The sequence below is a fragment of the Paraburkholderia kururiensis JCM 10599 = LMG 19447 genome, assembly GCF_003986935.1.
Classification (GTDB): domain Bacteria; phylum Pseudomonadota; class Gammaproteobacteria; order Burkholderiales; family Burkholderiaceae; genus Paraburkholderia; species Paraburkholderia kururiensis.
In genome coordinates this window covers 115306-138250 of sequence record NZ_RJZE01000020.1, presented here as the reverse complement: position 1 = coordinate 138250, position 22945 = coordinate 115306, and the positions used below count along the sequence as shown (strand labels likewise).

Here is a 22945-nt window from a genome sequence, read left to right as displayed (position 1 = left end):
ACGCGGCGCCTCTGTGAGCGCCGCCGCCATGATGTAAATGCATGGCCCGCATGACGAAGTTTCGATTGTGGGCGCAGGGTGGATCGGGCTTAATCGCTACCATCGGATCGAGGCGCCGCCTGCCGCGCAGGCCGGCCGCAGATCCTGTCAGATGGAGAAAGCCCCATGCAGAGCGCCTTGCAGATTCGCTCGAAACTGCCCGACGTCGGTACCACGATCTTCACGGTGATTGGCCAGCTCGCCGCGCAACACGACGCGCTGAACCTCTCGCAGGGCGCACCCAATTTCGATCCGGATGCAAGGCTGGTTGACGGCGTGACGCGCGCCATGCGCGAGGGCCACAACCAGTACGCGCCGATGGCAGGCGTGCGCGCGCTGCGCGACGCGCTCGCAGAAAAGGTCGAGCAGCTTTACGGCACGCGCTACGACCCGGCTACCGAGGTCACGGTGATCGCGAGCGCAAGCGAGGGCCTGTATTCGGCCATCAGCGCGCTCGTGCATCCGGGCGACGAGGTGATCTACTTCGAACCCTCGTTCGACAGCTACGCGCCCATCGTGCGGCTGCAGGGCGCCACGCCCGTCGCCATCAAGCTTTCCACCGACCACTTCCGCGTCAACTGGGACGAAGTGGCCGCGAAGATCACGCCGAAGACGCGCATGATTATCGTGAATACGCCGCACAACCCCACGGCCACGGTATTCAGCGACGCCGACATCGAGCGGCTCAAGGCCGTTACGCGTAATACGGGCATCGTGGTGCTCGCGGACGAGGTCTACGAGCACGTGATCTTCGACGGCGCTCGCCACCACAGCATGGCGCGCCACCGCGAACTCGCCGAACGCAGCGTGATCGTGTCGTCGTTCGGCAAGTCGTATCACGTCACGGGCTGGCGCGTGGGCTATTGCCTCGCGCCTGCGGCGTTGATGGACGAGATCCGCAAAGTGCACCAGTTCATGGTGTTCTCCGCGGACACGCCGATGCAGTACGCGTTCGTCGAGGCGCTTGCCGACCCGGCGAGCTACCTCGACCTCGCCGCGTTCTATCAACGCAAGCGCGATCTGCTGGCGCACGCGCTGGCCGGATCGCGCTTCGAATTGCTGCCGAGCGAAGGCAGCTTCTTCATGCTCGCGCGCTTTCGCCACTTCTCCGACGAGCGCGACAGCGACTTCGTGCTGCGCCTGATTCGCGATGCCCGCGTGGCCACTATTCCGCTGTCGGCGTTCTACACCGATGGCACGGACTCCGGCCTGATCCGCCTGAGCTTTTCGAAAGACGACGCCACGCTGCTGGAAGGCGCGCGGCGGCTGTGCGAAATCTGAGGGAGCGCGGCATGAGCGCCATGCAAGGCACAACGACGGCAGCGGTCGTGCAGATGAGCAGCACGGCCGATGTGGCACACAACCTGGCCGAGGCACGCCGCTGGGTGGAAGAGGCGGCGCGCCGCGGCGCCACGCTGGTCTGCCTGCCCGAATACTTCTGCTGGATCGGCGTGGGCGAAGACGAGCGTGTGAAGCTGGCCGAAACATTCGGCGACGGGCCGATTCAACGCGCGCTCGCCGATCTTGCGCGCGACACGCAGACGTGGCTCATCGGCGGCACTGTGCCGATTCGTCCCGCGAGCGGCGAGCAACGCGACACGCACGCGTACAACACGTCGCTGCTGTTCGACCCGGCGGGCGCCTGCACGGCGCGCTACGACAAGATTCACCTCTTCAGCTTCAACCAGGGCGCGGAACAGCACGCCGAGGGCGACACGATGGTGGGCGGCGACGCGATCGGCACCGCGCAAGGTCCGTTCGGGATGCTACGCATGTCCGTGTGCTACGACCTGCGCTTTCCCGAACTCTTTCGTGCGAAGCCGGCTGCGGACATCATCGCTGTGCCTGCGGCGTTCACGCACACCACCGGCCTCGCGCATTGGGAATTGCTGCTGCGAGCGCGTGCCGTGGAGAACGAGGCGTATGTGCTCGCGTCGGGCCAGTGCGGGACCCATCCCAATGGCTGGCGAACTTTTGGTCACAGTATGATCGTCGGGCCCTGGGGCGAGGTGCTGGCGTGCCACGCGGATGGGCCCGGCGTGGCGCTTGCCACGCTGAGCGCCGAGACGCTTAACGCCGTGCGCGCGCGCCTGCCGGTGCTCGAACACCGGCGCATTGCGACGCCTGCGGAAGTGGCACCCACCGCATGATCGGGCAGGTCGGCATGAACGCCGGCAACCACGAGTTTGGAAGCACGAGGTTGGAAAACAGGGCGGCGCGGACACTTCCGCGCATCGCTTATGGACGTCCACAAGCGGCGTCACATCACAGACGAAACAGACGAAAGGGGATCATCCATGAAGTTGCTCGGAAAACTGCTCGTGCTTGCATGCGCGTTCGCCTCGGCATCTGCCTCAGTCAGCGCGTTCGCTGCGGATTCGGTGTTGCGCTTCGGCCTGGAAGCGCAGTACCCGCCGTTCGAATCGAAGGGGCCTAACGGCGAACTGCAAGGCTTCGACATCGACATCGGCAACGCGGTGTGCGGCGCGGCGCATCTGACCTGCAAATGGGTGGAAACCTCGTTCGACGGCCTGATTCCCGCGTTGCAGGGCCGCAAGTTCGACGCGATCAACTCGGCCATGAATGCCACGGAAAAGCGCCGCGAAGCCATCGACTTCACCACCGTGATCTACCGCGTGCCGACGCAACTGATCGCGCGCCGCGACAGCGCCCTGCTGCCCACGGCTGAATCGCTGAAAGGCAAGCGCGTGGGCGTGTTGCAGGCATCGATCCAGGAGAGCTACGCGAAGGCTCATTGGGAGAACGCGGGCGTGACGGTGGTGCCGTACCAGGACCAGAACCAGGTGTATGCGGATCTTCAGGCAGGGCGCCTCGACGCGACGCTCGTGCTCGCGCCGGCGGGGCAAACGGGCTTCCTCTCGCGTCCGGACGGCAAGGACTTCGCGTTTGTCGGCCAGCCCGTGCGCGACGACAAGATTCTGGGCAGCGGCATCGCGTTCGGCATCCGCAAGGGCGACGCGGCGCTGAAGAAGCAACTCGACGCGGCCATCGCCAAAGTGCAGGCCGAGGGCACCGTGAAGACGCTGGCCCGCAAGTACTTCGGCGACATCGACGTGTCGGTGAAATAAGCGCGGACAAAGCGCGAACAAAGCGGATAAGCCGGCGAAGCGCACTGCCGGGCCGGGCGCTGGTTGCGGTCCTCGGCCGGCCCCGCTAAACGACAAAGCGATGGCGCGGTACGTTGCGTACCGCGCCATCGCTCATTTACTTACCTACGGGCGCATCAGCCCCAGAAGTCCGAGACCTCGATGTTGCGCAGGTCGAACACGAGAATCTCGGCGTCCTTGCCGCCGCTGAACGTGAGCTTGCGTTCGTCGCGGATGCGCACGCCATCTCCTTCGCCCAGCGTCACACCGTTCACCTCGATGCTGCCGCGTGCAACGTGCACGTAGGCGTAGCGCTCAGCGGCAAGCTCCAGTTCCGCGCGTTCGTCGCCGTCGAAGAGACCGGCATAGACGCGCGTGTCCTGACGGATTTGCAGCGACTCGCCGCTCGCTTCCGGCGAGATCACGAGGCGCAGCGTGCCGCGCTTCTCTTCGGGCGTGAACATGCGCTGCTGGTAGCGCGGCGTTTCACCGTTCTTCTGCGTGGCGATCCAGATCTGCAGGAAGTGCACGCGGTCCGTAGCCGACGGGTTGTACTCGCTGTGCGCCACGCCCGTGCCGGCGCTCATCAACTGGATGTCGCCGGGCACGATCACGGAGCCGTTGCCCATCGTGTCCTTGTGTTCGAGCGCGCCTTCCAGCACGTACGAGAAGATTTCCACGTCGCGGTGCGGATGCTTGCCGAAGCCGCGGCCCGGCATGACGCGGTCGTCGTTGATCACGAGCAGGTCCGAAAAGCCCATTTGCTTCGGGTCGTAGTAGTTGGCGAACGAAAACGTGTGGCGCGAGCTGAGCCAGCCGTGTTCGGCGCGACCGCGTTCGCTGGCATGTCTGATTTCAAGCATGACGTTCTCCGGTGATCTGTTTCTGGGCCGGCAGCGACGACGTCGTTGTCGGAAGCAGTGAAGGCAGTGTAGGTCAATCCATGTAGATATAATCGCCATCAAATGTGAATCACTGTCGCGTTGTGGTGGACAAAGCGGCGCGCCGCGCAGCCAGCCTTCTCGACACCGAACCGGACGGCACCATGCAACTGGATGACCTGCGAATCTTCGTGGCGACCGTGGAGGCGCGTAACTTCACGGCCGCCGCCAACCGGCTGCAACTCTCCAAGCAGTTCGTGAGCCGGCGCGTGATGGCGCTCGAAGCGAGTCTGGGCGTGCGGTTGCTCGTGCGCAACACGCGCAAGCTCGCGGTGACGGACCTGGGCAACGACTTCTACCAGCGCGCCAAGCGCATCCTCGCGGACGTGGCCGACGCCGAGCAGGCCATGTCGTCGCGTCGTGCCGATCCGCGTGGGCTCCTGCGCATCAGCGCGCCGATGTCGTTCGGCACCGTCCATCTTTCGCCGCTCATCGCCGACTTCATGCGCGCGAACCCGGACGTGCGCGTGGACATGGACCTGAGCGACCGCGTAGTGGACGTGGTGGGCGAGGGCTTCGACATGGCGCTGCGCATCGGCACCCTGGCCGACTCCACGCTGATTGCGCAGAAGCTCGCGGAGATCAGGATGGTGGCGTGCAGCAGCCCCGGCTATGCGGCGGGGCACCGGCTACCGGCTGAACCTGCGGACCTCGCGCGCCATAGCTGTCTGCTGTATGGGCAGGAGGGACGCTCGGGGTGGGATTTCGTCGTGGATGGCGCGCGGCAGACCTTCGAGGTGCACGGGCCGCTGCGCGCCAACAACGGCGAGGTGATTCGCGATGCAGCGGTGGCGGGGCTCGGCATTGCGCTGCTGCCCGAGTTCATCGTGGCGGGGTCGCTGGGCAGCGGGAAACTGATCGAAGTGCTCGACAGCTTCGTCGCGCCTCCGCTTGCGCTTTACGCGGTGTACCCGCAGCACCGCGAGGGCGCCGTCACGATTCGCGCCTTCACCCAGTTTCTGCGGCAGCGGTTTGCCCGCGGGCTCGGCCTGTGATGCCTGTGATGCGCATTGCATAATTTGTCGTATTTATGCATTTCTTGCGAAGTTTGGTCGCAGCTAATTGCAAATTTCGGTAGATTACAACCTGTTACAAACAGGCTTCTACTATAAAAATGAACCACCGCACCAACGGGTTCAAGCCCACCGGGCTTCGGGGAATGACGGTCACGGTCGTTGAAAAAACGATCGCCGTCCGGTTAGATCAAGCAGATCGAGCAGATCACCATAAGACCGCAGCGGGCCGCGCGTCGTCGCGCGCGCTGCATGCCTCGCGGCCGGCGCACCGCCGCTACCGCGTCCCCAACGTTTCCCTGCCTTTCCAGGCGCTCTAGTTCTTTCACGCGTCCGCGTTTGCCGGCGTGCTTTCGCACGGCCGTGGTGTCGCGCGTCGCGTGTTGACCATTGCTGTTTTCGTGACCATCGAGGAAGAAATAATGAAGCTCTTCAAAACCTGCGGGATCACGCTTGCCGCCGCTGCTGCTGTCGCAGCCGTGGCGCTGGGCGGATGTGCCACCGAGTCGTCGCGCACACTGCCCGTGCCGCCCGTCACGAGTGCGCAGCGGCCCGCCACCGGCAAGCCCGTGGGCATCGCCGTCGGCAAGTTCGATAACCGTTCGAGCTACATGCGCGGCATCTTCTCCGACGGCATCGACCGTCTGGGCGGCCAGGCCAAGACCATCCTCATCACGTCGCTGCAGCAGAGCGGGCGCTTCAACGTGCTCGATCGCGACAACCTCGAGGAGATCCGCCAGGAAGCCGGCTTCATGAAGAAGGGGCAGGCCATCAAGGGCGCCAACTACGTGATCACCGGCGACGTGACCGAGTTCGGCCGCAAGGAAGTGGGTGACCACGAATTCTTCGGCATTCTGGGCCGCGGCAAGAACCAGGTGGCGTACGCGAAGGTGAGCCTCAACGTGGTGAACACCACGACGTCCGAAGTCGTCGCGTCGAGCCAGGGCGCGGGCGAATTCAGCCTGTCGAACCGCGAGGTGATCGGCTTCGGCGGCACCGCGAGCTACGACTCCACGCTCAACGGCAAGGTGCTTGAGCTTGCCATCCAGGAAGCCGTCAATCATCTCGCAGAGCAGGTGGATGCGGGCGCGTTGAAGGCGGCGCAGTAAGGGCAGTAAGAGCAGTTGGGCGCGATTCGGCGCGCCGTGGGCGCACCTCGGTGCGTCCCGGAAGAATCAATCACTGACAACAACCACGAAGACGGGGTTACCAATGAAGTACATCGGCACGATACGGGGAATCTGCCTGCCGGCCACGGCTGCTGCTGCGATGCTCCTCACAGGATGCGTCGCGAACGGTCCGCCGCCGCTCTACCAATGGAACGGCTATCAGCCCGCGGTCTACGACTACCTGAAGGGCGACAAGGCACCGCAGGCGCAGATCGATTCGCTCGAGAAGTCATTGCAGGAAATTCGCGGCCAGGGCCACACGCCGCCGCCGGGCTTTCACGCGCAACTGGGCATGCTGTACGCGAACGTCGGTAACGACACGCAGGCCATGCAGGAGTTCGAGGCCGAGAAAGAGCTCTTTCCGGAGTCCTCGACCTACATGGACTTCCTGATGAAGAAACCGAAACAACCCTGAGCGCGCCACCATGTCCAAGTTCCTTTCTCTCAAACTCTGGTTTGCCTTCTCGACGCTCGCCCTGCTCGCCGCCTGCGCGCAGCCCGTGAAGCACGCGGACTACACCGCGTTCAAGAACAGCCGTCCGCGTTCCATTCTCGTCTTGCCGCCGACCAACGAAACGGCCGACGTGCAGGCGACGAACAGCATGCTCTCGCAGATGACCATGCCGCTCGCCGAAGCCGGCTACTACGTGGTGCCGGTGGCCGTGATGGACGAAACGTTCAAGCAGAACGGCCTTACGACCGCGGCCGACATCCAGGCCACGTCGCCCGCGAAGCTGCGCGAGATCTTCGGCGCCGACGCCGCGTTGTACTGCAAGGTGACGCAGTTCGGCACGGTGTACCGCGTGCTGGATAGCGCCACCGTCGTGACGGCTGGGGCAAAGCTCGTGGACCTCAAGACTGGCGATGTGCTGTGGCAGGGCGCGGCGAGCGCGAGCAGCAACGAGGGCAACAACAATAGCGGCGGCGGCCTGATCGGCATGCTGGTGACCGCTGCAATCAAGCAGATTGCCAACTCGCTCACGGACAAGAGCCACGATATTGCGGGCGTGACGAGTTATCGGCTGCTGCACGCGGGACCGCCGAACGGGCTGCTGTATGGGCCGCGGTCGCCGAAGTACGGGACGGATTAAAGAAGTGCAGGCCGCGGGCAGAAAGAAGTGCCTGCTCGCGGCGGCCGCCCTTCGCTTTACGAAGAGTTTCCGCGCTGTTTGAAGGGTGGGCTCGCGCGCTTCCCTCCGGGTTAGGCGAAGACAGCGCATACATTGCTGACGACGTGCCGATTGGCATGGTCCAACTGCCGGCTCCGGCGATGTGAATTATTCCCAGTCCCGAATGGGAAGGTTGCCGGCACGGTATTCGCGTCATCACATTGTTCCATCGTCGCGGGACCGACGCCGCAATCTCGGATGAACGGCTGTCGCTCGTGTCGTGGCAGGAATTTGGAAGCGATCATATCCGAATCAAGTTCGTCGATTACCCTCTGGCAGATCGAAACAAAACGATTCAGCAAATTCTCGACGATGATGTTCACATATCCACGCAGGATGGCGAACTGGACGCGGACCGTTCCCATTGGCGACTTGTCTCCGCTTACGCAATTGAATTGCTTCTGTACCAGAAGGTTCGCGACGCGCGGGTAGTTGTTGATCGTGCGTAAGTGATGCGTCAAGACAGTTCAGGGGCCTAGGGCAACGCAAGCGTAGGGAACGGCTCGCCGGGATCGAATATCTCTACGATCGGCATATCGTGGGTCCCGCCGTGCTTGACTGGGAAAGTGCGGCTCCGGCTGAAGCGGACTTCTCAACGCCACAATACGAGAAGCGTGGTCACTGGCGACGGCCGCATTTCAGGATGCAACCCTACGGCCCACACTCGACGCTGCGCAAGATGGTGTTCATTGGCCCGGTCGTCGTTCGTCCAGACAGGCTGGGGTTGTAGCCTGCTGCGCGGAGCCGCTGGATCGTCTGTCGGGATTGCTGATTCAACTGCAGGCTCCCGTTGTATGATCCGCCTGCTATCTGACGAATGAGCGAGAACACTTATGTTCAAGGCTGTAGCCGCTATCGTGATCGGCGTTGGTTTTCTGATCATGACAGTGATAAATATCCAGTCCACCCGTGAATTCGTTCGAACGTCCATCGTCGTGCCGGGCGAAGTGGTCCGGCTGAACGCGGGGGGGTTCCATCCCGAAATCGAGTTCGTGACCAGGGCGGGCGAGCATGTCTCGTATCCGCAGGGCGGGATTGTGTCCAGAATGGCTGTGGGCGACCGGCCGTTGGTGCGTTATCTGCCCGATAATCCGCTTCCCACCGCGAGGATTGACCGGTTCGATGCGATTTGGGGGAATGCCGTCTTTTTTGCTGTATTCGGATTAGGTTTCATCATGTTGGGATTAATAAACCTCCCGTCGCGGCAGTAATCGGAACTGGGGCGAGCGCATGTCATTCCTGAGGCTGAGTAAATGGACCTATTCCACCGGGGCGGGCGGCGGCCTGAGTGTCGAGATTGTGATGGCAACGGGTGGCACGATCGTACTGACCGATCCGGACAGACATGACCAGAGTTTTTACTACGGCGGTGTCGGCGTCGGGATCGGCGTGGGCCTGAAGATCCCCAAAATCAAACTGCCGAGGCTCTCGACGCCGGAGCTCAAGTTGCCGCCGATTCGCGGCCGCAGCGTCGGGGCGGGCGGTTCCACGCTCGACTTCCCGAGTTACGGGACCATCTACATGACGAACGCGTTTCGCGGCAGCGAGCTGTCGCGATCGGACTTTCAGGGCGGAACGATTTACGTCGACGGGTCGCTGTCGGCCATCTATGGCTGGGCGGGTGACGCTATGTTGCTCGGCATGAACCCGGCCCTGCTGGCCGCAGGGCTCGCAGCCCCCGGGTTGAGCTGGCTGCTGCAGCAAGCCATTTCGGAGGCGCCTGCAGTTCTGCTCATGCGCGGTCAGACCGTGGGTTTTCAGGCTGGCGGCAGCGTCGGCATACTGGCCGGCTACCTTCACTGATTGCGGCGCTAGATCAATGGCTGGGTTCCCGGCTGGGCGTTGCAGCGTAGTAGAACGCGGCTCGTTCCGGCGGCCAGAATGACGAGCTGTACGTAGCCGTTCGTTGGCGCGTAAGGGGCAAACAGCCGGTCCAGTACCCGACCGAACACGCTCAAGGTTACGTCGCGCAAGGCGGCTTCGTTGATCGACAGGAAGATCTCGATGCCGCGCACGAACGACGGAAACTGGTTGCCGAGCGCCATCCATCTGATGGCCGGCTTGTAGTCCAGCCCCACCACTGCATCGATGCAGCGTTGCGCGACGGTCGCGGAGCGTGGGGCGTGCAGGCGAAGAAGGGTTTTCAACGCACCGAGCCCGGATCGGGTGAGATCGAAGGGATGCGGTGACAGCGCTTCCAGTACACGCCAGAGCGTGTAGTTGCCGCGTGGCAATCCTGCCGGTGTGGCCGGGCGCGTCAATAGCGTTATCGGGCACGCGAGCGCCGCACCTTCGTTGAGCAGATCGCCCTGCGGCGTCCCTATCGGCAATCGGGATGGCAGGGTGCCGTTCGTGACGGTCATAGCGACCTCTGCCTGCGGAAACATGGGGCGTGCGCGTTCACCGTCCACGCCGACGAATGACAGTCGCCACGGATTTCGGTTCGGGATGAGCGCGGCGTCCCGGTCGCGAAAGGCCAGCCAGTAGACTGAGTCCTGGTGCGTTCCTGCCGCGTGTCCAAAGGCGCGATACGGCGCCACGGTCGCGCGATGTGATGACCTGGTGACTGGGGCGTCTTTCTTGCCGGCGTCCGTCCGTTCACTGAGATACACCGCATCAATCGAATAAATGTCGAGTGCCGATGTGCCTTCGAGTGGCGCGGGCGTGACCGGGTAGGCGGTATCGGCTTCGGTGAGCTGGACTGGTATGGCCGCCCGCTGGAACAGATTGATGACTGGAGTACAGAAGAGTTTGAACGCGCGTGCGTCGAGCGAGTCCAGTGTTCGGGCCGCCGTGGACGCCGCGGCCGTGTCGCGCAACACCACGTGCAATGTGAGCGAGCGGGCGTCGGCTGCATGCACTCCCCGGCGCATCCGGCCCAGATCGATATTGATGAAGTCGAACAGATCCGGAAACGCGAAGTACTCGATCAGGCAACGAAACGGGAGCGCGGCACTGTTCGGTCCGTCTGGCAGCAGGCGCTCATCGTCGCGAAAGCCGGCCGCCTCCAAAGGCACCTTCGAGAGTGCCCGCCACCGACCATCCCGATTGACCTCGACGAACGCGGTCGCGCTGCGTAACAGCAGCGCATCGCCGAGGGCGGCCACCAGTGGCCGTTCTCCGGAAAGATGAACCCGGATCGGGCCATCGGGGATAGACGAATCGAACTGTCCCGACGGCGCGAGCGACACAAAGGTAATCGACAGTACGCCTGTTGCATCCTCCGGCAAGCGGACAGCAGAGGGCGCGATGGTGCTGGGAGAATATCGGGCATCGTCAACGTGCAACGGCGCGAGTGTGACGTCGTAGATTGTCCGGAACTGGCACGGTGCAGCCCGTGCGTCGAGCGGCGTGCCGCGCGGGACATTGAATGGCGCACTGAGTTTGCCCAGCAGCGGTGCGGGATTGAATTGCGCGATGGCACAGGCCGGCACGCCGCGCAGATATTGCGGATGGACGATGCTGAGTAGCGCTTCCGTCAGTTCCGGATAGTCGTCTGCAAGCCGCGAATCGAGGTGAGCGGCCATGAACGAAAAGGTCTGGACCAGCCGCTCGATATGCGGATCGTCTGCATGGCCGCCCCGCATGCCGAGTCGCGCTGCGATTTTCGGGTAGCGACCGGCGAACTCTGTCAGCCCGTGCGCCAGCAGACCGAGCTCGTATTCATAATGCGGCAGCAGCTCGTCCATCGCACTCCGTCATTATTGGGTTCGGATCAAGCCGGGATTTTAGTTAAATAAGCCAAGGTTGGAGAAGCGAGCTAGCATTTTAAATTCATCTGACGGTAAGATCGGCACTTCTTCCGGCGCGCCGAGGCTGTCATGCAAATGTCCGATATTGCGAGCTTCTTTCAACTTCAGGGCAACCGTCTGTTCACCATTCAGACTCCGTTGAAGGGGCGTTCCGAACTGGTGCTCGTCGATTTTCATTGCAACGAAAGCCTGTCCGATCTGTTTCATATCGATGTGCAACTGGCTTCACAGGACCGGTCCATCGAGCTGAAGAAAATGATCGGTCAACCGGTGACGATCACGCTGCAAGTGACGGACGCAATCGCAAGTTCGGACGCGCGGTATTTTCATGGCTATGTGGTGTCATTTTCGCATCTGGATACCGACGGTGGATTTACGCGTTATCACGCGACCATCAAGCCGTGGATATGGATGCTGTCCCGTCATCAGGACATCCGCATTTTTCAGGAGCAGACAACGCAGGATGTTCTGTCCACGGTATTTCGCGAATATGGCAGCCTGGCGTCGTTCGAATTCCGTCTGTCGAAGCCGACGCAGAACCGCAGCTACTGCACGCAGTACAGGGAACCGGATCTCGAGTTTGCGCAGCGGTTGATGGAGGAGGATGGCCTGTTCTACTACTTCGAGCATGCGAAGGACGGCCACAAACTCATCGTGACCGACAACTCCATTGCCGCAAGGCCCATCGACGGGGCAAGCCCGGTCCTGCAGTACTCGAAAGGCGAGCCGCTCGACGAACTGTCTGTGGTGAAATCGTTCACCGCAAGGCGGCAACTGGAGACCGACAAGGTGGGCCTCAAGACGTTCGACTACAAGGCTCCGGGTGCGCGCCGGTTCGCCGCAAGCAGTTCGGGCGTGGATCAGGGCGAAGTGCCGTCGTATGAGATCTACGACTACGTCGGTGAGCACGGTTTTCCGAACAGCGACCGCGGTGAGGAACTCGCCCGTTTCCGGACACAGGCGCTTGCTGCCCATAGCAAGATTTTCAGCGGTACAACAGCGAACCGGCGTCTGATGCCGGGCCGTTATTTCCAGCTCGATGATCACTACGATCATGAACAGGCGCGACCTGAAGACCGGCAGTTTCTGCTGATGAACGTGGTGCACTCCGGCTCCAACAACTATCAGGCAGGCGAAGGTGCGGCCACCTATGTGTGCAGCTTCAACTGTATCCGCAAGAAGATTCAGTATCGCCCGCCTTTGACCACAGACCGGCCGTCGATCATCGGCCCGCAGACCGCGACGGTGGTAGGCCCGAAGGGCGAGGAAATCTATACGGACAGCCTGGGGCGCGTGAAGGTGCAGTTCCATTGGGACCGGCGCGGCCAGAGCGATCAGTCCAGTTCGTGCTGGGTGCGGGTGGGGCAGCCATGGGCGGGCGGTGGTTTCGGGATGGTGAACATCCCCCGGATCGGCGACGAGGTGGTTGTCATATTCCTGGACGGGGACCCTGACCGGCCGCTGATCATTTCGCGCGTCTACAACGCGGCGAACATGCCACCGTGGACCTTGCCGGCAAACGCGACGCAGAGCGGCATCTTGAGCCGGTCGACCAAGGGCGGCAACGTCAACACCGCCAACGCGATCCGTTTCGAGGACAAGAAGGGCGAAGAAGAAGTCTGGCTGCACGCGGAGAAGGATCAGCGCATCGAGGTCGAACACGACGAGTCGCATTGGGTCGGTAACGATCGAACGAAAAATGTCGATCACGACGAGACCGTTCACGTTGGCCACGACCGCACCGAGACGGTGGACAACAACGAGACCATTACGATCGGTGTGGACCGTACGGAACGCGTCGGGAACAACGAGACGCTGACCGTCGGCGGCAACCGGAACGAGACAATCGAGGGGATGGAGAACCTGGTGATCGCGCTGACGTCGACGGAGACAGTCGGACTGGCGAAAGCGCTGACAGTGGGCGGTGGATACCAGGTGACGGTGGCCGGGGCGGTCAATACGTCGGCGGGCCTCGCGAGCGCCGAAGAGGTGGGTCTTTCTAAAACGACGATGGTGGGCAAGACCTATACGATCACGGCGGGCGACCGGATCGAGCTGAAGACCGGTGACGCTGTACTCATTCTGGAAAGCAATGGGCACATCACGCTGCGAGGCACACAGTTGCTGATCGAAGGCTCCGGACCTGTACAGATCAACGGCAAGGACGTCGACATCAATTGACGGGGCTGCGATGGAATTCTCCAATCACACGCCTTTCCCGGCACTGGCGTTCGAGTCCTTTGCGCCAGACGGCGCAGCGTTCCATACCGTTGTGCTCCGGCAGACTTATGAGTTGCGCAACGGCTCATTGGTGTTGACGCAGCAGCAAAAACCGCTCGCAACGTCTGACCGCTTTTACGGCGAACCCAACCAGTCCAGCGTGGCGGAGGAAAGCGATCTCGCGCCGTACAAGCCGTTTTGCGATGTGCTGATCAACGGTATGGCATGGGCGCCGCAGGGGCGGCCGGTGCCGCGCTTCACGGCCAGCGTCCGGATTGTGTCGGCGCCCGTACGATCCGACGACGACGCGGGTGTGCCGACCACGAAAGTCCTCCTGGATCGCAGGCTGTCCGTGACAGGCCAAAGGTACTTTGCTCGGTGTTCGATGCTTGGTCGAAGCATGAATCGACTCGTGAAGATCGCGTCGCTCGGCATTGTGCGTCCCGTCGACTGGCGTCTGACGCTGCCCGAACCGATCGCCGCGCTGCCCGTGCGTTACGAATACGCGTGGGGTGGGCAGTGCCGGATCGAGGCGCAGGATCCGGCTGCGAAACGTGTGTCGAAGGCATCCCGGCTCGATGACAAACAGCAGGCTGCGCATCCCAATCAGGATAACGTTCCGGTGGCGCATACGGCCTGCGAAGACAATCCGGTCGGTCTGGGATTTGCTGAACGTTGGTTCCTTAACGCGACGAAGCAGCAGAGGGTCGCTGCTCCGCAGATTGAAGCCAGCAATGAACCCATCTCGATACAAGGATGGCTGGCAGCTTTGAATGGGCAGGCGCATCCGTCGCTGCATCCGGCGGGCTTCGGTATCGTCGGGAAAGCGTGGAGATCGAGGCGTGAGCTTGCTGGCACCTACGATGACCAGTGGCTCGCTGAGCACCATCCGGGCTTGCCAGACGATTTTCAGTTCAGGTACTGGAACGGCGCGCATCCGCTGATGCAGGTGTCGCACCTGAAGGGTAACGAGATGATCGTGCTGACGAATCTTGTTCCCGCCGGCACACCCGGATCGACTGTCGATGAGCGTGGCAATGCGATCCTACGCATCGCCTTGCCAGGACATCTACCGATGGGATGGGTCTACACCGACCAGTCGCTCAAGTTCGCGCCGCTGCTGCTCGATACGTTGTCTGTCGACGTGTCGGATGCGGCGACGCCCGTGGTGACGTTGGTGTGGCGTGCAACGCTGATGAAATCCGTGCGTGCGCGGCGTTTCGAGGCAAGGTTTGTGAACCATGCCGACTTGGAACGACTTGCTGCAGGTTCGCCGGTAACTTCGATCCGATCGACGCGAGCGCAACATGGCTGAACCGTTGGAGATTACCGTTACCGGTGACGCGGGCGATGTTTTCCGTGAGCACTTCAACATCCAGAGTGTCGAGCAGGCCCGCGACGCGGTGAAGAATCTGGATGCGTTATGGAACACACCGAATCCGTGGAGCGACCGTCCCGACCTGCGGGATATATTTGATGAGGCGGGGAAGTCAGTTCAAAGGCGCTTTGAAACTGGCGTCTATAAGCCGCAGGATAAGGCGCAACCGTCCGATCATTTCTCCACGGGCAATCGGATTGCGTCGAGACAGGACGGTAGCTTCAAGGCCGTCAGTAGCACGCCTGATGTCTGCAAGACGCCGATGGGCAGTTCGACGCCGCCGGTGCCCTATCAGGTCATCTCGGATCTAAGCGGGTCATCGGGCATCGTGCCGAGCGTGCGATTCAACGGAAAGCCGGCGTACGTGCTCGATCAAAGTGTGGTCCCGACATGTACGGGCGACGAAGCGGGCTCGGCCGATGGGGTGCGCTCCGGTACCGTGAGAGGCGAGACCAGGCCGACGAAGGGCAGCACGACGGTTCGCGCAGGCGGCCATCCGGTTATTCGTGACGGTGACCCTTGCACAATGAATTCCGGCAACTGTACGGGCACTTACGTAACCGCGCCCGCGCCGGGAAGCTCGGTGGATGCGAGCGGGAACGTCGTGGGGGATGCTAATCCGCCACCCGGGAAGGGGGTCATGCATCAGGTGGGCGGGTTCTTCAAGGGGGCCGGCGGTGCGGTGTGGGACATGGCGAAGGGCTTGGGCGGGCTGGCGGTCGGAGCGGCCAAATTATCGCCAGTGTCGCAGGCTGCTGAGGGTCTGTCTGATCTGACAGGGTTATACGACTACCACGGGTATTCGCAGACGCTGGACTCAGCCGGAAAGACGGCGCAGGCGATCTACGATCATCCTGGCGCGATCGTCGATGGCATCACCAAGCCGTATATGGAGGCGTGGAGCCAGGGAAACTATGGCGAAGCGCTGGGGCGCGGCGCGGTCGACATCGGCGGCTTGTTTGTTGGCGGCGTCGGTGCGGCCGGCAAAGTCGGCGAAGTCGGGAATGTGGCTGGCAAGGTCGGTGAGACCGCCAACATTGCCGGTAAGATGGGTGAAGCGACAAATGTAGCTGGCAAGGTTGGAGAAGTGGCGGACGTCGCGAGTGCGGCAGGAAAAACCGGGGAGGCTGCGGAGGCGGGGGCCGCGACGGCCAAGGGGGCTGAAGTCGCGGAAGGGGCAGCAGACGGGTCTAAAGTGGTCAAGCCTGCTGAAGCAAAACCCGCAGGCAATGGAGTTAAGGTCGAGCCGTCCAAAGATCCACGCTATAAGAGAGGTAAGTTCCGCAGGGGTGTCCGGGAAAAGGCTTGGGAAGACGCCAAGAAGAATAGCCAAGATGGAAAGGTGCGGGATCCGGTGACTGGTAAAGAAATGAACCCTGATAACCCTTGGGACATGGGGCACAAACCTGGGCTCGAGTATAGAAAACACGTTATCAGCGCTGCAGAACGTGATCTCACGCGCAAACAGTTCCTTGATGAGTATAATGATCCCAGCCATTATCGACCTGAGCTTCCTTCGTCCAATCGTAGTCACGTAGGCGAAGACTTGACGGATGACTATTTCGGACCGTGACATGACAAAAGGGCCAATTTCTGCTGGTCGAAAAGCCGTGGGGCGACACGCCTTGTCGGTGTTCGGCGGTAAGCCCAAGGTGCAGGAATATCTACACGATGACTTGCCGATGGCTGTTGACGTACTCTCAGTCGTGGACTCACCCGACCCCGGTCTCGTGTCCTACAGCACGATAGGTCTATTTAAGACTGCTCTTGGGGGCGAGAGGGAGTTAGGTACTCGTGTTGAGTTGTGTGGTTCGATGCCCGCTGATATTGAGCAGTGGCCTAATGTGCTTGCATCTGCTGCTTTTGCGCTAATGCGATCACGGCGGGCGGTGATGCCAGGGAGCGTGCTGGAAGGGTATGTCGCAGAGTACTACAGCGACACATTAGTCCCTCACCTGTATTTGACTGTACCGTTTTTGTGGAATGACGGGCATTTCAAGCAACTTGACTTGGAAAGCGGAGAGAAAGTCAATTGGTTGCAAGGAGTCCCTATTTCTGGTGCCGAACTTGAGATCCTTCGTACGCGCGGGGACAGTGAATTTGAAGATTTGCTTGAACAAGCGAACGTAGATGTTTTTGATTTGTATCGATCTTCGTTGCAATAAAGTGGCGTCGGCCTGCAAAGCCGTTTAAGCCGGCCCGACTCCGGTTCACGCCAAAGAAAAAGCCCGCCGAGAGCGGGCTTTTTCTTTGGCTAAACTCGTCGTCAGGCGACACGTAGAGATGCAGCGTGGGTTGATGTTCACGCAGAACTGACCCACCAGGGTTGCGGACGCAATCGTGGACCTTCTCAAACGCAGAAGCTAGGTGCGTGAAAACTAGCGCTTACGACCATTCTCCAGATTGACCAGATATGTTCGGTCTCCGGTTGTGCGGATTGTGTGGGCGAGAGCGGCTACCCTCCGACGGGACTTGCGGACGGTACGTCGAAGTCCGTCTCGGACAATTCCGAGTGGAGGCGATGGTTGAGGAGGACTTGGATGATCGTCCGGATCGTGTCCTCGGTCGGGACGATGCGACCCTGATTATCGAATTGAATCTGCCAGTTCCGCGCCACATTCGTATCGCGAAGCCGCTGCATGTACTGCGGATTGGCATAGTGGGCCCGTTCGTGCACGACGGCCATGCGCCGCAGGTGCATCGCATTTGTTCCGACATGCTGTATCAGCAGCGCCATATTCGAAAAGACCGCCCTGAATTCGTCGCTTTGCTGGAGTTCGACGAAGGAGGTCGCATACGTCTGTTTGTATTCGAGCAGCGACTCGAAACTGGCCTTGTTGATGATCAGAAGATCGGTTTTCGTCGCGAAAAAATCGAATGTTTTCGCAATCTGAAAGGATTCATCGCCCGCAAGGTCAAGCTGGTTTCCGTTCAGCACCAGATTGACAACCGACGCTCGCCTCTTCACGCGCCAGTCACTTGCGAGCCGCCGGACTCCGTACAGCACCTCTTTCTCCGTCTGGAGCCGAACTACATACCCGGCGCTGTTCTCCAGCTGCTTCACGTTAGTAATCAGATGCTCTTCAGGTGGCAGGTCAATCTGGTCCTGCAGCTGCGGAAACGTCGTTTCGTCTCCCTCCAGATACAGGCACCCGACTTCGTTGGGCTGCGCCAGCAACTGATAGTCTTCGACTTCCTGATAGCGCGCGAGCGTATCAGTGACAATCCGTTTGAGTTCTTCCGTAAGCTCGCCGGTCGTTACGGTGGCGAACGCCTTGAAAGGCCCGCCTTTTCCGGCGCTCTTCTTGAACGTCCATAGCGTCAGGGATGCGTCAGCGACGTTAAAATTTTTAATACTTGCCAGAGCTTCATTAGCGGCCATAATTTACTCTTTGAATTTTGATAATACGTAGACACCCTGCACAACGCATGATTTCAGCTTGTCACCAGAATATATCTTCGATCTGGACAGCGCAATTACGCTTCTGCTATTGCCGTTGATGTCTGCACTGATCTCGTAAAGTTGCCAGCCCGTGGCAAGCAGAAGTGGATTCATCAGAATCTGGCCTGACCGGTAAGTGATCAGAAACATCCACGCCAGAAAAACAATAAACCCATAAAATTTTCCGCTGCTCCCGAGATCCAGTCCCATGAATGATACGACGTAGGGAAAGACGTAGTTGATCAGATCGTTCGGAACTGTCTTTGATTCTTTAACCGTGAGTTCATGTACTCCAGGAATCCGGTTGAGAACCCAGATAAAGAACAGAAGGCTCACAAGACAGATAATGAAAAACGTCAGTGATCTTCCAGGATTGGTTAAGACCGGCAGTTCGCAATCCTTCAAGGACCAGCAAAGTGATTTGGCCCAGCTCTTATCGGCAATATCCTGAAGCAACAGGATCACGCTTAGAGGAAAATATGAACCGAGAAAAAGTAGTGCGGACGGTATTAGCCTGACTTGCATTCCTGTCCTGATCCGCTCACGCGTTGAATGATGGTATTTGATGATCTCGACGTGAATTTTACGCTGTGAAGGCTATCAGCGCTATTCTTGGCAACGGTCAACGGCGCTCGCGGACGGTCAGGATGTTCAATGGGCATTTGGGCAGTGCAGAGCGAGCCGGGACACGTGGCGGTCAGCGGTCCCAGTCACGCCCCGGCGGTGGGCTGTCCGGCGATGACGGCTCCCGTGCCCGGCATTGTCCACCAGACGCACATCGTCGCCGGAGGTATGTCGGGCTGCGTTGCCCTGTGCGGCTCGCGTGAACGCGTTCAGCAGGTCCGGGATCTCGTTCCGACGCGAGCCTCCGCCGTCAAAGGCGGCCAGAACATCCGGAACGGCATTCTCATTCTGTTTGCTGCCGGGTTGTTGGACTGACGGGATATGCGCTCCTTCGTCGACTCGTTCTCGCTGGAGGGCGAGGCGCTGGTTGTCACTTTCGAAGGCGGCGAGTTCGCGGCGCTCGATGCGGTCGAGGGTGGCACTGCGGCGTTCGATCCCGCGAGCCTAGACCGAGAGTCGCAACTGGAATTCTTTTTGCTCCGTTCGATGGCGCTCGTGGAGCTGCCTGCGATACTCAAGATAAGCGCGCGTTTCCTGTCTGTCGCAATAGCGATGCAACTTTTCTTGAAGATGCGAAATGCCAGTAACCCGGCCTAGAAACGCGGCGAGCCCGGTAGGCCTGTCTGCCCACACGGCGTCGCGACATTCGTTGCAAGCGTCGCGCAAATGTCGTCGTTCTTCGCTTTGTCGCAGCCGAATAGCTTCGCGCGTGATCCGATGCAGGTCGGCAAGCGCTGAGCGTTCGCGCGCGACGGCCTGTCGTCCATGCTCTTGCGCGTGTTTAAGCTGCGCTCGCTGGTCGCCGCTGTCGGCCCGCTGAATGAGCGCGCGGTGACTGGCGGCCGGCTGCTGCGCTTCTCCGTCCTACGGAAGCGATTCAGGCGGATATTCACGTCCAAAGAAGTCGCGGAGGTCTGCCGTTCGTACCCTTCACGATTGGCCATATGCGATCGGTGTCGCAGTTCTGGCCCGCAGGATACTGACTAAAGAGCTAATAATTCCGGCTGCAGAGGAGATTTACTGTAAGTATCGGTGCTCTCGCGATGCTCGGCATCACGAAAACAAGGAGCGCGGGGTCTGATCCCGTTCAGGCGCACAATAAGCATCTCGCGTGGCTTCCAGAAATGACTGTGGGGATGCGAGCGCTTCATCGAGTTTGCCCGCGCGCTCAAGGCTGACGAAGAGCGCTGCGGAAAACGCCTGACAATTCAGGGATTTTGCCGGATTGAACGCGATATCGGTGAAGCCTCCCGCTTTCTTCAACGTACCCCACAGGTGGCGATTCTTCGCGAGGGCGTTGATGTACAGCCAGTCGTAAAAGTATGTTGTCGGTTGCAGGGGAAATTCCGACTGCATGAAAATGAACTTCACGAGGCGACCTGATGCTTTCAGTCGCTCATCCCGTTTGGCAGTTCGCGAATCGGTTTCCAGCAGGTCCTTGTAAGGGCCGCCGCGTTCGAACACCTTGCTCGCCTGGAATGCCATCTCGACGGAGAACGTCCGGCTGTATTTTAGGGTGGTGAAGGAAAGGTTAAATGCACTGAGTGCAACGCCGTCCTCGTCGGGCGATTTGCTCGAAATTTCGAGCAAATCATGGAGCCCGACTTCTGCGGCGTGGGCGTGCAGGGATGCAATGGACTTCTGTGCCTGTGACAGCGCCATGCCGGCGAACCACTGGAAATCGACGGTTACTTCCCGCACCCCTATGTGGGAGGTACGAGGAACGAACACAGGTCGGGTGGCCATCAAAAATTATCTCCAGTGTTGATAATCGGCGCGCGGTCCTTCCCAGCCGCCCCTGAATGATAACGTCGCGTGCGCGGCTGCGAATGCCTGACGTGACTGCCAGTCGTCGATATGCACGTGCAGAAAGTAACGTGGCTCAACCACGCCAAACACCAGGACCTCGGCTTGCGGATTCGTGGGAAAGTGGGCGGGCAGGCCCATCTCGGCTCGCGTAGGTTTGCCGATGGTTTCTGCATACATGGCGCTGATGCCTGGCACGCCGCGACGAACGACATCCGGCACGGCACGCGCTGTACCGCTGGCTGCATTCTCGGCGGAGAAGATACAGTCTTTCTCCCAAAGAATCGAAGATGAGCACTCGATGACGGCCCACTTCACGCCAGGATTGTTGCACCTCGCCGTGTAGAACATTTTGTAATTGGGCCATCCGATGGTGAAGCAACTGGCATCTTGATGCCCGTCCAGCCGGATTTCGTCATTGTGTTCAAAAGGAACCCCGCCTTCGATTAGTGTGTGGCGCGGCACGATGCCGTTGGCGAGGATGGCGGGGAGGTTGGCAAGACGGGTGAAGTGAAGGAGGCTCGGGATGCCTCGTGTGGCGACGAAAGTTTGCATGCTGATCTCTCTCAGGCTCTGTGGTTATTGATCGCTGCTTCGCGAGCAATATCAGAATAGATTGGGAAAACCCCCGGCGCGATCAGGGACTACCGCAGTGCGAAGAGCGGCATGAAAAATCACATTGTTAAATTCGAATCCAGTTTAATGCAATTAGCATATTCGGCGCGAGTTCGTGATTGATTGGTCTTCTCTCACGGGATAGGCGCCTAGTAGGGTTATACAATGACCCGCGGAAACGAAGTCCGGGATAAAGATGAAGACGACTGGGCTTCGAATTGCCAGTTGTATTGAAACGCCCCCGGACGCCAACTGCGTATCCCGGTTGGCCTGACCTGGAAGTAAATTGATTACCCGATACGACTTACTGACCGAATACTGTTTGCAACGTGACCAAGAGCTTGCCGACGCGTTGCTCGGCAGGAAAGCGCTCTTCCTTGACACGAGGGCGTGGGTTCATCTGCGTCGGGCAGTCAGCGGCGATGCGACGCAAATTGCGTGGCTTCCTGTATTGCAGCTGCTTCGCCAGCTTGTCGCTGCTGGCCGGATATTCTGTCCGACGACCATGACGACAATTTCAGAGGTGGTGTCGCAGGCGGATGCCGCTACGCGTTTGGCAACGGCGGAGTTGCTGGACGAACTGAGCTTGGGCATTGGCTTCTGTGCACCCGACGAACAACTGCTCGCTGAGGTCGACTCCGAGATGCGACGCCGGGTGGACGGTTATGAGCCGCGGCGTGTGATCTGGACAAAAGGCTGCATGACGTTTATGCGTCCGAGCTTGCTTGAGCTGGACGTGTCGTTGCCTGAGGGCTTACCTGCATTCGAGAGGGCGTTTGATGAGGTGTGGAATACGCCTGTCAGTCGCCTCATCGAAGCGACTGGTCACTTGCCGGGCATCGACGTCTCGGACGCCATTGAAAGACTGAATGCGGGAAATTGGGCGCATGTCGATGAGATTTCGAGATTTGACAGGCTGCTGGGCGTTGAGTGCCGAGCGGTAGCCGAGCTGGCGGCGAACGTGACGCACGCGCGCGTTCGCAGGCATGTTGTTCGTCAGTTGATCACATCGGGCATCCCGGAGATCGTGGCGGAGTCGCCAGACGAACGGGTGGAGAAGGCAGCGATTGTCGCGTGGCTTGTGGAGGCGTTGCAGACTGACGAAGGGCGTCGCAGATTGCCGGCACTCTACACACATGCTGCGCTCCATGCCCAGATCCGGTGGATGCGAAACCAGCGACTGCGTGATAACGATCTGCCCGACCATCATCAGGTGGCGCAGGCCATAGCGCACTGTGATGCACTGCTTGTGGACCGGGCCACGCGCAATACCCTGAGAGCTGCACAGATCCGGTTGGATCAGCTATACGGTGTGAGCGTACTCGTAACCCCGGTTGAGCTGTCCGGCTATCTCACTGCAATAGCCAGTGACAACTGAGGCTTGGCTCGATGTTGACTGAGCGTTGGGTGTGAGACTGAGGGAAAGACCCGAGGGAGCAAACTGTGGGGTGTGATGGAAAGGCTGTACGCCAGCCGGAGCTACACGGGGAGGCTGCCAGAGGCGTCCTGTGTGGCGTAGGGAGCTAGGCGGAACTCGGGCTGCCTTGTGCACCTGCCGGGCATCGCGGAGCCGCCGGGTCGGCCAAGGCGTATCGTCTGGCTCGCATGCCTGTCTCGACGCAAAATGCGGCGTTATTGCTACGGGGCGCGTTGTAAATCGCAAAATGAGG

26 protein-coding genes are annotated in these 22945 nt (G+C 60.4%); 18 read left to right on the top strand and 8 right to left on the bottom strand.

Features of this window, described 5'->3' with window-relative positions; genetic code table 11:
• Window positions 1–165: 165 nt before the first annotated feature.
• From PKKP23_RS23535 to PKKP23_RS23525, 3 genes are all read left to right on the top strand, one after another.
• Entirely contained in the window at window positions 166–1320 is a 1155-nt protein-coding gene (locus tag PKKP23_RS23535) for a pyridoxal phosphate-dependent aminotransferase (RefSeq protein ID WP_126878624.1), read from the top strand.
• Window positions 1321–1331: 11 nt separating this feature from the next.
• The gene (locus PKKP23_RS23530; protein WP_126878623.1) at window positions 1332–2189 is read left to right on the top strand and encodes a carbon-nitrogen hydrolase family protein; all 858 of its coding nucleotides are present in this window, start codon (window positions 1332–1334) and stop codon (window positions 2187–2189) included.
• 147 nt (window positions 2190–2336) lie between these two features.
• The gene (locus PKKP23_RS23525) at window positions 2337–3128 is read left to right on the top strand and encodes an ABC transporter substrate-binding protein (RefSeq protein ID WP_126878622.1); all 792 of its coding nucleotides are present in this window, start codon (window positions 2337–2339) and stop codon (window positions 3126–3128) included.
• A gap of 155 nt (window positions 3129–3283) precedes the next feature.
• Here PKKP23_RS23525 and PKKP23_RS23520 read toward each other — a convergent pair whose 3' ends face one another.
• Window positions 3284–4009, bottom strand: a complete 726-nt coding sequence (locus tag PKKP23_RS23520) for a pirin family protein (RefSeq protein WP_017772349.1) — start codon at window positions 4007–4009, stop codon at window positions 3284–3286.
• 182 nt (window positions 4010–4191) lie between these two features.
• Here PKKP23_RS23520 and PKKP23_RS23515 point away from each other — a divergent pair, with 182 nt between their 5' ends.
• The 5 genes from PKKP23_RS23515 to PKKP23_RS23495 all read left to right on the top strand — a co-directional run bounded on the left by PKKP23_RS23515 (window position 4192) and on the right by PKKP23_RS23495 (window position 7360).
• Window positions 4192–5082, top strand: a complete 891-nt coding sequence (locus PKKP23_RS23515) for a LysR family transcriptional regulator (RefSeq protein WP_126878621.1) — start codon at window positions 4192–4194, stop codon at window positions 5080–5082.
• A gap of 119 nt (window positions 5083–5201) precedes the next feature.
• The gene (locus PKKP23_RS23510; protein WP_126878620.1) at window positions 5202–5420 is read left to right on the top strand and encodes a hypothetical protein; all 219 of its coding nucleotides are present in this window, start codon (window positions 5202–5204) and stop codon (window positions 5418–5420) included.
• A gap of 102 nt (window positions 5421–5522) precedes the next feature.
• A complete protein-coding gene (locus tag PKKP23_RS23505; protein WP_026120954.1) occupies window positions 5523–6209 on the top strand; it encodes a CsgG/HfaB family protein in 687 nt (228 codons plus the stop codon).
• 103 nt (window positions 6210–6312) lie between these two features.
• Entirely contained in the window at window positions 6313–6684 is a 372-nt protein-coding gene (locus PKKP23_RS23500) for a DUF4810 domain-containing protein (RefSeq protein ID WP_017772352.1), read from the top strand.
• A gap of 10 nt (window positions 6685–6694) precedes the next feature.
• Window positions 6695–7360: a DUF799 domain-containing protein gene (locus tag PKKP23_RS23495; RefSeq protein WP_017772353.1), complete on the top strand. Its 666-nt coding sequence runs from the start codon at window positions 6695–6697 to the stop codon at window positions 7358–7360.
• Window positions 7361–7470: 110 nt separating this feature from the next.
• Here PKKP23_RS23495 and PKKP23_RS33800 read toward each other — a convergent pair whose 3' ends face one another.
• Window positions 7471–7899, bottom strand: a complete 429-nt coding sequence (locus PKKP23_RS33800) for a hypothetical protein (protein WP_161978134.1) — start codon at window positions 7897–7899, stop codon at window positions 7471–7473.
• 50 nt (window positions 7900–7949) lie between these two features.
• Between PKKP23_RS33800 and PKKP23_RS35085 the strand changes: the two genes are divergently transcribed.
• The 3 genes from PKKP23_RS35085 to PKKP23_RS23480 all read left to right on the top strand — a co-directional run bounded on the left by PKKP23_RS35085 (window position 7950) and on the right by PKKP23_RS23480 (window position 9241).
• Window positions 7950–8168 carry an AcrVA2 family anti-CRISPR protein gene (locus PKKP23_RS35085; RefSeq protein WP_477627949.1) on the top strand — a complete coding sequence of 73 codons (219 nt, stop codon included), beginning with the start codon at window positions 7950–7952 and terminating at the stop codon, window positions 8166–8168.
• Between the two features lie 103 nt (window positions 8169–8271).
• Complete coding sequence (locus PKKP23_RS23485; protein ID WP_126878619.1) at window positions 8272–8649, top strand: DUF3592 domain-containing protein; 378 nt, start codon at window positions 8272–8274, stop codon at window positions 8647–8649.
• A 19-nt stretch (window positions 8650–8668) separates the two neighbouring features.
• Window positions 8669–9241: a hypothetical protein gene (locus tag PKKP23_RS23480; RefSeq protein ID WP_126878618.1), complete on the top strand. Its 573-nt coding sequence runs from the start codon at window positions 8669–8671 to the stop codon at window positions 9239–9241.
• A gap of 8 nt (window positions 9242–9249) precedes the next feature.
• Here the strand turns inward: PKKP23_RS23480 and tssF are convergent, their stop codons facing one another.
• Complete coding sequence (gene tssF / locus PKKP23_RS23475) at window positions 9250–11127, bottom strand: type VI secretion system baseplate subunit TssF (RefSeq protein ID WP_126878617.1); 1878 nt, start codon at window positions 11125–11127, stop codon at window positions 9250–9252.
• Between the two features lie 132 nt (window positions 11128–11259).
• Between tssF and PKKP23_RS23470 the strand changes: the two genes are divergently transcribed.
• The 4 genes from PKKP23_RS23470 to PKKP23_RS23455 are packed head-to-tail and all read left to right on the top strand — an operon-like array spanning window position 11260 to window position 16953.
• Window positions 11260–13371, top strand: a complete 2112-nt coding sequence (locus tag PKKP23_RS23470) for a type VI secretion system Vgr family protein (RefSeq protein WP_126878616.1) — start codon at window positions 11260–11262, stop codon at window positions 13369–13371.
• Between the two features lie 10 nt (window positions 13372–13381).
• Window positions 13382–14725 (top strand): DUF2169 family type VI secretion system accessory protein, encoded by a 1344-nt coding sequence (locus tag PKKP23_RS23465; protein WP_126878615.1) that lies wholly within the window; start codon window positions 13382–13384, stop codon window positions 14723–14725.
• Complete coding sequence (locus tag PKKP23_RS23460) at window positions 14718–16361, top strand: PAAR-like domain-containing protein (RefSeq protein WP_126878614.1); 1644 nt, start codon at window positions 14718–14720, stop codon at window positions 16359–16361. The genes PKKP23_RS23465 and PKKP23_RS23460 overlap by 8 nt, the downstream gene beginning before the upstream one ends.
• On the top strand, window positions 16342–16953 hold the full coding sequence (locus PKKP23_RS23455; RefSeq protein WP_240659110.1) for a suppressor of fused domain protein: 612 nt from the start codon (window positions 16342–16344) through the stop codon (window positions 16951–16953). The genes PKKP23_RS23460 and PKKP23_RS23455 overlap by 20 nt, the downstream gene beginning before the upstream one ends.
• Before the next feature lie 290 nt (window positions 16954–17243).
• Here the strand turns inward: PKKP23_RS23455 and PKKP23_RS23450 are convergent, their stop codons facing one another.
• Window positions 17244–18170 carry a Kiwa anti-phage protein KwaB-like domain-containing protein gene (locus tag PKKP23_RS23450; protein ID WP_126878613.1) on the bottom strand — a complete coding sequence of 309 codons (927 nt, stop codon included), beginning with the start codon at window positions 18168–18170 and terminating at the stop codon, window positions 17244–17246.
• A 3-nt stretch (window positions 18171–18173) separates the two neighbouring features.
• Window positions 18174–18755: a hypothetical protein gene (locus PKKP23_RS23445; protein WP_126878612.1), complete on the bottom strand. Its 582-nt coding sequence runs from the start codon at window positions 18753–18755 to the stop codon at window positions 18174–18176.
• A 129-nt stretch (window positions 18756–18884) separates the two neighbouring features.
• Between PKKP23_RS23445 and PKKP23_RS23440 the strand changes: the two genes are divergently transcribed.
• Together PKKP23_RS23440 and PKKP23_RS23435 are read left to right on the top strand one after the other, a co-directional pair.
• Window positions 18885–19169 (top strand): hypothetical protein, encoded by a 285-nt coding sequence (locus tag PKKP23_RS23440; RefSeq protein WP_126878611.1) that lies wholly within the window; start codon window positions 18885–18887, stop codon window positions 19167–19169.
• A gap of 6 nt (window positions 19170–19175) precedes the next feature.
• The gene (locus PKKP23_RS23435; RefSeq protein ID WP_126878610.1) at window positions 19176–19451 is read left to right on the top strand and encodes a hypothetical protein; all 276 of its coding nucleotides are present in this window, start codon (window positions 19176–19178) and stop codon (window positions 19449–19451) included.
• On the opposite strand, the gene PKKP23_RS23430 is transcribed toward PKKP23_RS23435, so the two are convergent.
• The 3 genes from PKKP23_RS23430 to PKKP23_RS23420 all read right to left on the bottom strand — a co-directional run bounded on the left by PKKP23_RS23430 (window position 19448) and on the right by PKKP23_RS23420 (window position 21215).
• Window positions 19448–19798 (bottom strand): hypothetical protein, encoded by a 351-nt coding sequence (locus PKKP23_RS23430; RefSeq protein WP_126878609.1) that lies wholly within the window; start codon window positions 19796–19798, stop codon window positions 19448–19450. The two genes, PKKP23_RS23435 and PKKP23_RS23430, sit on opposite strands and share 4 nt — an antisense overlap.
• A 109-nt stretch (window positions 19799–19907) precedes the next feature.
• Window positions 19908–20600 (bottom strand): DarT1-associated NADAR antitoxin family protein, encoded by a 693-nt coding sequence (locus tag PKKP23_RS23425; RefSeq protein ID WP_126878608.1) that lies wholly within the window; start codon window positions 20598–20600, stop codon window positions 19908–19910.
• Between the two features lie 6 nt (window positions 20601–20606).
• The gene (locus tag PKKP23_RS23420) at window positions 20607–21215 is read right to left on the bottom strand and encodes a DarT ssDNA thymidine ADP-ribosyltransferase family protein (protein WP_126878607.1); all 609 of its coding nucleotides are present in this window, start codon (window positions 21213–21215) and stop codon (window positions 20607–20609) included.
• Window positions 21216–21561: 346 nt separating this feature from the next.
• On the opposite strand from PKKP23_RS23420, the gene PKKP23_RS23415 reads away from it, so the two are divergent.
• Window positions 21562–22653 carry a hypothetical protein gene (locus tag PKKP23_RS23415; protein WP_126878606.1) on the top strand — a complete coding sequence of 364 codons (1092 nt, stop codon included), beginning with the start codon at window positions 21562–21564 and terminating at the stop codon, window positions 22651–22653.
• Window positions 22654–22945 lie beyond the last annotated feature (292 nt).

Excerpts from the sequence above, each read along its gene's own strand:
- PKKP23_RS23535 (WP_126878624.1), top strand. The coding sequence starts at position 166 with ATGCAGAGCGCCTTGCAGATTCGCTCGAAACTGCCCGACGTCGGTACC.
- PKKP23_RS23530 (WP_126878623.1), top strand. The coding sequence starts at position 1,332 with ATGAGCGCCATGCAAGGCACAACGACGGCAGCGGTCGTGCAGATGAGC.
- PKKP23_RS23525 (WP_126878622.1), top strand. The coding sequence starts at position 2,337 with ATGAAGTTGCTCGGAAAACTGCTCGTGCTTGCATGCGCGTTCGCCTCG.
- PKKP23_RS23520 (WP_017772349.1), bottom strand. The coding sequence starts at position 4,009 with ATGCTTGAAATCAGACATGCCAGCGAACGCGGTCGCGCCGAACACGGC.
- PKKP23_RS23515 (WP_126878621.1), top strand. The coding sequence starts at position 4,192 with ATGCAACTGGATGACCTGCGAATCTTCGTGGCGACCGTGGAGGCGCGT.
- PKKP23_RS23510 (WP_126878620.1), top strand. The coding sequence starts at position 5,202 with ATGAACCACCGCACCAACGGGTTCAAGCCCACCGGGCTTCGGGGAATG.
- PKKP23_RS23505 (WP_026120954.1), top strand. The coding sequence starts at position 5,523 with ATGAAGCTCTTCAAAACCTGCGGGATCACGCTTGCCGCCGCTGCTGCT.
- PKKP23_RS23500 (WP_017772352.1), top strand. The coding sequence starts at position 6,313 with ATGAAGTACATCGGCACGATACGGGGAATCTGCCTGCCGGCCACGGCT.
- PKKP23_RS23495 (WP_017772353.1), top strand. The coding sequence starts at position 6,695 with ATGTCCAAGTTCCTTTCTCTCAAACTCTGGTTTGCCTTCTCGACGCTC.
- PKKP23_RS23485 (WP_126878619.1), top strand. The coding sequence starts at position 8,272 with ATGTTCAAGGCTGTAGCCGCTATCGTGATCGGCGTTGGTTTTCTGATC.
- PKKP23_RS23480 (WP_126878618.1), top strand. The coding sequence starts at position 8,669 with ATGTCATTCCTGAGGCTGAGTAAATGGACCTATTCCACCGGGGCGGGC.
- tssF (WP_126878617.1), bottom strand. The coding sequence starts at position 11,127 with ATGGACGAGCTGCTGCCGCATTATGAATACGAGCTCGGTCTGCTGGCG.
- PKKP23_RS23470 (WP_126878616.1), top strand. The coding sequence starts at position 11,260 with ATGCAAATGTCCGATATTGCGAGCTTCTTTCAACTTCAGGGCAACCGT.
- PKKP23_RS23465 (WP_126878615.1), top strand. The coding sequence starts at position 13,382 with ATGGAATTCTCCAATCACACGCCTTTCCCGGCACTGGCGTTCGAGTCC.
- PKKP23_RS23460 (WP_126878614.1), top strand. The coding sequence starts at position 14,718 with ATGGCTGAACCGTTGGAGATTACCGTTACCGGTGACGCGGGCGATGTT.
- PKKP23_RS23455 (WP_240659110.1), top strand. The coding sequence starts at position 16,342 with ATGACTATTTCGGACCGTGACATGACAAAAGGGCCAATTTCTGCTGGT.
- PKKP23_RS23450 (WP_126878613.1), bottom strand. The coding sequence starts at position 18,170 with ATGGCCGCTAATGAAGCTCTGGCAAGTATTAAAAATTTTAACGTCGCT.
- PKKP23_RS23445 (WP_126878612.1), bottom strand. The coding sequence starts at position 18,755 with ATGCAAGTCAGGCTAATACCGTCCGCACTACTTTTTCTCGGTTCATAT.
- PKKP23_RS23440 (WP_126878611.1), top strand. The coding sequence starts at position 18,885 with ATGGGCATTTGGGCAGTGCAGAGCGAGCCGGGACACGTGGCGGTCAGC.
- PKKP23_RS23435 (WP_126878610.1), top strand. The coding sequence starts at position 19,176 with ATGCGCTCCTTCGTCGACTCGTTCTCGCTGGAGGGCGAGGCGCTGGTT.
- PKKP23_RS23430 (WP_126878609.1), bottom strand. The coding sequence starts at position 19,798 with ATGGCCAATCGTGAAGGGTACGAACGGCAGACCTCCGCGACTTCTTTG.
- PKKP23_RS23425 (WP_126878608.1), bottom strand. The coding sequence starts at position 20,600 with ATGGCCACCCGACCTGTGTTCGTTCCTCGTACCTCCCACATAGGGGTG.
- PKKP23_RS23420 (WP_126878607.1), bottom strand. The coding sequence starts at position 21,215 with ATGCAAACTTTCGTCGCCACACGAGGCATCCCGAGCCTCCTTCACTTC.